The organism is Tabrizicola flagellatus (genome assembly GCF_046295235.1).
GTDB classification, from domain to species: Bacteria; Pseudomonadota; Alphaproteobacteria; order Rhodobacterales; family Rhodobacteraceae; genus Tabrizicola; species Tabrizicola flagellata_A.
The window spans coordinates 1-4,212 of the sequence record NZ_JBKBLV010000033.1 but is presented as its reverse complement, the minus strand read 5'-3'; the positions used below and the strand labels follow the sequence as shown (position 1 = coordinate 4,212).

Sequence of the window (4,212 nt, the reverse complement as noted above, 5' to 3'; positions counted from 1 at the left end):
GCGGGGCAGCGCGGCGCGCAACGGCAGGTCCTTCACCTCGGCCCCCTCGGCGCGCAGGGCCTGGGCGACCATACGCGTGGCCGCCTCGTCCAGCCGGGTCTGGGCGCCGATCACGGCGATCCGGCGGTCCAGCCCGTCGAGCCGGCCGTTTCTGACAAGCCCGGCATCGGCCGGCGCGGCCTCGGGGTCCTCGGGCTGGCTTGCCGCGAGCGCCAGTTCGTCCTCGACCACGGTTTCCAGCTCTTCGGTCAGCGTCCAGGCGGCGCTGGCGATCCGGTGGACCTGGTGGTCGGACAGAAGGCCCGCCGCGCTGTCGGACTGGGCGAGCGCCAGCGCGGGCAGGGCGGTGCGGTCGTAGTATTCGGCCAGGTAGTGCTGCGCGGTCGAGGTCGCGGCGGCCTCGGTGAACTCGAAGGACCGGCCAGCAAGCAGCCGGTCGTAGAGTCGGGCGCTGTCGGCCAGGACGGGCTGGTCGCCGAAGAGGATCGGGAACAGCCGCAGGCCGGGGACATGGCGGCCGATGACCACGAGGCAGACGGTCAGCGGCGTGGCGATGATCAGGCCCATCGGTCCCCAGAGCCAGGTCCAGAACATGGCCGAAACGATGACCGCCAGCGGCGAGACCCCGGTGCGCTGACCGTAGAACCAGGGCTCGATGATGTTCGAAGTGACAAGCTCCACCAACAGGAACAGCGCGGCGGTCCACAGGACCAGGGACCAGTCGGGCGACACGGCGAAGGCCATGAGCAGGGGCAGGATCGCCGAGATCGCCGAGCCGATATAGGGGACGAAGCGCAGGACGAGGGTCACGAGCCCGAAGAACAGCGCGTTCGGCACGCCGATCAGCCAGAGGCCGAGGCCGATGGGCAGGGCGTAGATGATGTTCACCACAAGCTGCGCGAGGAGATAGGTCGAGACGCGCCCCCCGGCCTCGGCCAGAAGCCGCGAGGTGGCAAGGATGTTGGTGCCGCCGATCAGCTGGACCAGCCGGTCGCGCAGGCTGGCGCGTTCCAGAAGCGCGAAGATCACCACGACGAAGACCAGTCCGAACATCGCGACCGGGGTCAGCGCCGGCAGGATGACATCCTCCAGCCAGGCCTTCAGACCGGCATGCTCCACCACCTCGACCCGCATTGCCGTGGTGTCTTCGGGGGACTCGGTCCGGGCAGACAGGCGTTCGGAAATGTCGCCGATCATATCCTGAAGGTGCTGTACGACCCGGTTGTCGGCGCCGGCCTCGAGGATCGTGTCCACCTTGGTCAGGACGTTGCCCTGATACTGCGGCAGGTTCGCCCCGATCTGCGACAGCTGGAAGGCGAGAATAAGGACGAAGGCCGCGACCATGGCCGCCGCGGTCATCACGGTCAGGACAACCGCGGGAAGGTCGCGCAGGCCCCGCCTGCGCAGCGCGTTGACCACCGGGGTCAGGATGAAGGCGAACAGCATCCCCAGCGCAAGCGGCAGGAACAGATCCTTGCCGACATAGAGGATCGCGCAGACCACCGTGATCGTGGCCAGCGTGGTCAGCGAGACGATCGCATGCCCGCCTTCCGTGTCGCCTTCCGGCTGGTCGCGCCCGGGTGTGGCCGTCCCTTCGGTTTCGCGCATGCTGTCCCCCCGCTCTGCCAGATGACCGACAACGCGGGGTGCCGCAGGGCGGTTCCCTGAATGGAACCGGCCCCGGAACCAGACTGCGGCAAGGTGCGTTGCCCGATGTGCGCCGGCGTCCGGCGCTGGCGGAGGACGGGAATGGTCGAGATCAAGGCGACGCAGGCCGTGATCCTGATGAACGACGCGGCGCTGCCGCTGGCGCCGGGCCTTGTCGCGCCGGGCCTTGACGCGCAGATCGTCGTCGCCGGGCCGTCCATGCTGCGCCTTGCCCTGGCCGAGGCGGCCCTGCCCGGGGCGCAGGTGATCTGCGCCGACTTCGGCCAGAGCGCCTCGCTTGCCGCCCTGGAAGAGAAGCTGCGGCGCATGGGCCGGCTGGACCGGCTGGTGCTGGCCGGGGATGGCGCGGACGCGGCCACAATGTTCACCCTGATGCGCACCATCGTGACCTTCCTTCCTGCGTTGCGGCGTGGCGGGGGAAGCGTCCATCTGACCGTCAGCCGGGGCGAGGCGCTGGACTCGCTGCGGCTGTTCCTGCGCCGGGTGCAGCCGACGCCGGACGGCTATCGCGTCCCGGTGACGCTGGTCGAAGCGCCCGCTGCCGAGGACTGATCCCCCGCAGGTCCGATCCCTCTCTCACAGGCCGACCCGGCGCGGCACCATGAAAAATGGGCCGCGACAGGTGTCGCGGCCCAGTCGAGGGGAAGACGGCAGGGAAAGGACCGCTTCCTTGGGGACAGAGGATCCGGAAAGGCGCCGGATCAGCGCGTCATCGCCCCGCGCACCAGCGAGACGACGAAGAGGATCAGGAAGATCACGAACAGGATCTGCGCGATGCCGGCCGAGGTGCCGGCGATGCCGCCAAAGCCCAGGACGCCGGCGATGATGGCGATGATGAGGAAGGTCACGGCCCATCCAAGCATGGGAGGTCTCCTTTAGATCGGGTGGCTCGGACTGAGCCAGGATTGCGGTTCTGGGCAGACAACGCCACCGCGCGCATCCGGTTCCCTGGTCCTGTCGCCGGCAGGAATTGGCCGGCCGCAGGGCGCGCGAGGGAACCGGACGCCGTCTTGCGGCTTGTCCCGGCAGAGCCCGCGACCGCACGTCGCGGCAGGACATCCGAACCGAGGAGAATGCAGCCATGACCCAGACCCTGAACAAGACGGCCGCCGAGGCCGGGAAGAAGGCGCTGCGCGCGGTCGATGACGCGGGCGATGCCGCGCGCGACATGGCCGGGACGGCCGCCGACGCGGTCGAAAGCGGCGTCGAGACGGTGAAGCGCAAGGCGGCCGATGCCCGCGCGGCGATCGCCTCGGGTGCCGGCGCGGCGCTGGAGACGGCCCGCGACGTGGCGCTTGAGAAGGCCGATGCCATGCGCGAGACCCTGTCGGACGCCGGCGAACGTCTCGCCGCGACGCTGGAGCGGGCCTCGGCCGACGGCCCGGCCGACGTGCTGCCGGCGCGCGTGCTGAGCACGGTGGCCGACGGGCTGTCCAGCGCCTCGCAGGCGCTGCGGAACCGCTCGGTGGGCGAACTCGGCGCGGATGTCCGCGCGCTGGCCCGGCGTCATCCGGGGGCGTTCATGGCGGTTGCCGCCGTCGCGGGCTTTGCCGCCGCGCGCTTCGTGCGCGCCTCGGCCACGCGCCGACTGGCCGAACGCGGCCATGACGCGGAGCGGGGGACGCGGGTCTGATGCGCGACCATTCGCCCGAACAGGGTCAAGCGCCGGATCCCGGGATCGCGGGGCTTCTGTCCCAGGTGGTCTCCGGGGTCGGTCGGCTGGTGCAGGGCGAGCTTCGGCTTGCCCGCGCCGAGGCAGCCGACAGTCTGCGCCAGATGACCTCGGGGCTGGCGAAACTGGCGGGGGCGGCGGTGATCGCCCTTGTCGGGCTGAACGTCCTGGCAGGCGCGGCGGTGGGGGCCCTGGCCCATGCCGGGCTGGGGCCGGTCTGGGCGGCGCTGGTGGTGGGCCTTGTGCTGATGCTGGCCGCGCTGGGGCTTGCCGCGGCGGGTCGGGCCGGCCTGCGTCTGCGCGGGCGCCGGCCGGGGCGGCTGTTCCGGGGTCTGCGCCGCGACGCGGGCGCCCTGCACGCCGGGCTGACCATGGAGGAGAAGCGACATGTCTGAACAGAGCATTTCCGAGATCGAACGCGCCCTTGAGCGTGACCGAGAGGCGCTGGCCCGATCGCTGGTGGCGCTGCGCGACCGGATGCGCCCCGCATCGCTTCTGTCCCACGGGGCGGCCTCGCTGAAATCCGGCGCGGCGGCGGTGGTGGCGCGGGCGACCGGCGGTCTCATGCGCGGACCGGATCGGCAGGACGCTTCGGACGCCGCTGAACCCCCGGCCCTGGCGGGGACCCGGTTCGAGGCGCTGAGCCGCTGGGAGGACGAGGGCGGCCCGCCCGCGCCCGAGCCGGAGGATCCCGAAGAGGACTGGCTGGTCGAGGCGCGGGGTCTGCGCGCCCGGGCGCTGGACCTCCTGTCGCGGATCGACGAGGCCGCGCGGCGCGGGCTGGCCCCGGCGGCCGATCTCGCCCGGCACCGCGCCGAGGTCGTCGCCGCCTTCGCCGCCGAAACCGCGGCCGCGCTGGGCAAGGGGCTCGA

At 71.7% G+C, this 4,212-nt stretch carries 6 protein-coding genes; 4 read left to right on the top strand and 2 right to left on the bottom strand.

Going from position 1 to position 4,212, the window contains the following annotated elements:
• On the bottom strand, positions 1-1,608 hold a 1,608-nt coding region (locus ACK4IU_RS14130), incomplete at its 3' end, for an AI-2E family transporter (protein WP_409736307.1).
• 141 nt (positions 1,609-1,749) lie between these two features.
• Here ACK4IU_RS14130 and ACK4IU_RS14125 point away from each other — a divergent pair.
• Entirely contained in the window at positions 1,750-2,220 is a 471-nt protein-coding gene (locus ACK4IU_RS14125; RefSeq protein ID WP_409736305.1) for a hypothetical protein, read from the top strand.
• 149 nt (positions 2,221-2,369) lie between these two features.
• Here ACK4IU_RS14125 and ACK4IU_RS14120 read toward each other — a convergent pair whose 3' ends face one another.
• Positions 2,370-2,531: a DUF1328 domain-containing protein gene (locus ACK4IU_RS14120; RefSeq protein WP_409736303.1), complete on the bottom strand. Its 162-nt coding sequence runs from the start codon at positions 2,529-2,531 to the stop codon at positions 2,370-2,372.
• A 218-nt stretch (positions 2,532-2,749) separates the two neighbouring features.
• On the opposite strand from ACK4IU_RS14120, the gene ACK4IU_RS14115 reads away from it, so the two are divergent.
• The 3 genes from ACK4IU_RS14115 to ACK4IU_RS14105 all read left to right on the top strand — a co-directional run.
• Positions 2,750-3,301 carry a hypothetical protein gene (locus ACK4IU_RS14115; protein WP_409736301.1) on the top strand — a complete coding sequence of 184 codons (552 nt, stop codon included), beginning with the start codon at positions 2,750-2,752 and terminating at the stop codon, positions 3,299-3,301.
• Positions 3,301-3,735 carry a phage holin family protein gene (locus ACK4IU_RS14110; RefSeq protein WP_409736299.1) on the top strand — a complete coding sequence of 145 codons (435 nt, stop codon included), beginning with the start codon at positions 3,301-3,303 and terminating at the stop codon, positions 3,733-3,735. The genes ACK4IU_RS14115 and ACK4IU_RS14110 overlap by 1 nt, the downstream gene beginning before the upstream one ends.
• On the top strand, positions 3,728-4,212 hold a 485-nt coding region (locus ACK4IU_RS14105; RefSeq protein WP_409736297.1), incomplete at its 3' end, for a hypothetical protein. The genes ACK4IU_RS14110 and ACK4IU_RS14105, both read left to right, overlap by 8 nt.

Coding starts and splice junctions, on each gene's coding strand:
- ACK4IU_RS14125 (WP_409736305.1), top strand. CDS start 1,750: ATGGTCGAGATCAAGGCGACGCAGGCCGTGATCCTGATGAACGACGCG.
- ACK4IU_RS14120 (WP_409736303.1), bottom strand. CDS start 2,531: ATGCTTGGATGGGCCGTGACCTTCCTCATCATCGCCATCATCGCCGGC.
- ACK4IU_RS14115 (WP_409736301.1), top strand. CDS start 2,750: ATGACCCAGACCCTGAACAAGACGGCCGCCGAGGCCGGGAAGAAGGCG.
- ACK4IU_RS14110 (WP_409736299.1), top strand. CDS start 3,301: ATGCGCGACCATTCGCCCGAACAGGGTCAAGCGCCGGATCCCGGGATC.